This is a genomic window from Candidatus Diapherotrites archaeon (genome assembly GCA_040755695.1).
GTDB lineage: Archaea > Iainarchaeota > Iainarchaeia > Iainarchaeales > 1-14-0-10-31-34 > JBFMAK01.
On the sequence record JBFMAK010000025.1, the window covers coordinates 1 to 1488 of the forward strand.

At 46.9% G+C, this 1488-nt stretch carries 3 protein-coding genes; all 3 read left to right on the plus strand.

The window, feature by feature from the left end; genetic code table 11:
• The coding region (locus tag AB1467_07440) for an RHS repeat-associated core domain-containing protein (protein ID MEW6296088.1) at window positions 1–521 on the plus strand (521 nt) is incomplete at its 5' end.
• 33 nt (window positions 522–554) lie between these two features.
• The gene (locus tag AB1467_07445; protein MEW6296089.1) at window positions 555–1082 is read left to right on the plus strand and encodes a hypothetical protein; all 528 of its coding nucleotides are present in this window, start codon (window positions 555–557) and stop codon (window positions 1080–1082) included.
• Window positions 1083–1169: 87 nt separating this feature from the next.
• Window positions 1170–1488, plus strand: a 319-nt coding sequence (locus AB1467_07450; protein ID MEW6296090.1) for a hypothetical protein, incomplete at its 3' end; no start/stop codon positions are given.

Genomic DNA, 1488 nt, shown 5'->3' on the forward strand with positions numbered 1-1488 from the left:
GCCCCTTCGGCGAGCCCCGGGTCCCCAGCAACTACCTGCAGCAACCCATGCAATTTTCCACCAAACCCTATGATGAAAATACGGGGTTGTCTTATTATGGGTATCGTTTTTATGTCCCGGCATTGGGAAGATGGCTGACGAGGGACCCGATAGGGGAAGCAGGGGGGATTAATCTTTATGGGTTCGTGGAGAATGATCCGATTAACAAGATCGATCCCTATGGGCTTGTACCTCCTTGCAAAGGCACATGGGTGCCGGTTGCTTCGGGTTCAGATCCTTCGCATTGGCATTGCGTGTGCTATTGGAGGTGTATCCCTTGGGATGATCCTCATCCTAAATCGCCTAAGCTGTGTGAAGATTACCGAAACCTTCCTAAAACGAGGGGAGATCGTGAGGCAGGTGGAGGTGGGTGTGTTTGCATAAATCCTCCTAGTCCCGATTGGGGGCCACCACCTGTGCCGACATTCGATCCGAGAACCGCACCAAAGCCCAGAGAGCCGGGATATTGGTCAGAGCCCTAAACCAGGAGTACAAGACACAAAGCGAGGGAAGATATGTTGAGAAAATCATGTTTGTTATTCTTTATTTTGCTCTTTGCTGCCGGGACCAGGGTTTCTTGGCCCGGTAATGGTGATGAGGATTATATTATCGGACTGCGCTATCCCCAAAGTTATGATGTAAAAACCTATCAAGATATTCCGAATGTACGCGATGTCAAATACAAAGTCCGGCTACCATTCCCTTCTAAAGAGGTTTTACTCTTTTATGATAATAAATTAAAAGATATCGGGTGGCTTCCGTTTGTTCAACCTAACTATCCTAAAAATGATAGAAAATGGTGGCAATTCGTTGATTTTAGAATTGAGGGCAAGCCTCTTGTTCACCAGTTAACAGCCTATTGGGTGAATAAAGATCGTACTAAATTGGTTTTTTTAGTCATTAAATACTATTCAAGATATTTAAATAAACAGTGGAACATGTATGCTGGTGAGAAAAATCCAAATAATGATATTCAAGAGATAGCCTTACAGATTGGGCCATTTGCAATATTGGAGCCTCCTGAGCCAGGCAAAATGGATTAAGTTATGCAGTTTTTATTCTTTTTAAATACTAATTTGAAATATTAAATATTGATTCTTCCATTTATTAAGGGGAGGAAAGGGGTTGTTATGTACAAAGAGTTTATAAGAACAATCGTGTACACAGCCTTTCTCTGTCTCCTCCTGGTGTCTCTAGGGCTAGCCAACACCGCCCAATACACCTACGACACCCTGAACCGCCTCGAACAGGTGCAGTACGAAGACGGCACCATCATCCACTACACGTACGACGCCGCGGGCAACCGCACCGCCCGGGAGGTAATCGCGGTTACCCCGCCCTCCAGTGATCCGGTGGCCGATCCGGGCTCGAACCTGACCATCATGATCACCGGCTCCACCGTGTACCTCAACGGCTCCGGCAGCTACGACCCGGGGGGCCTGAGCCTTA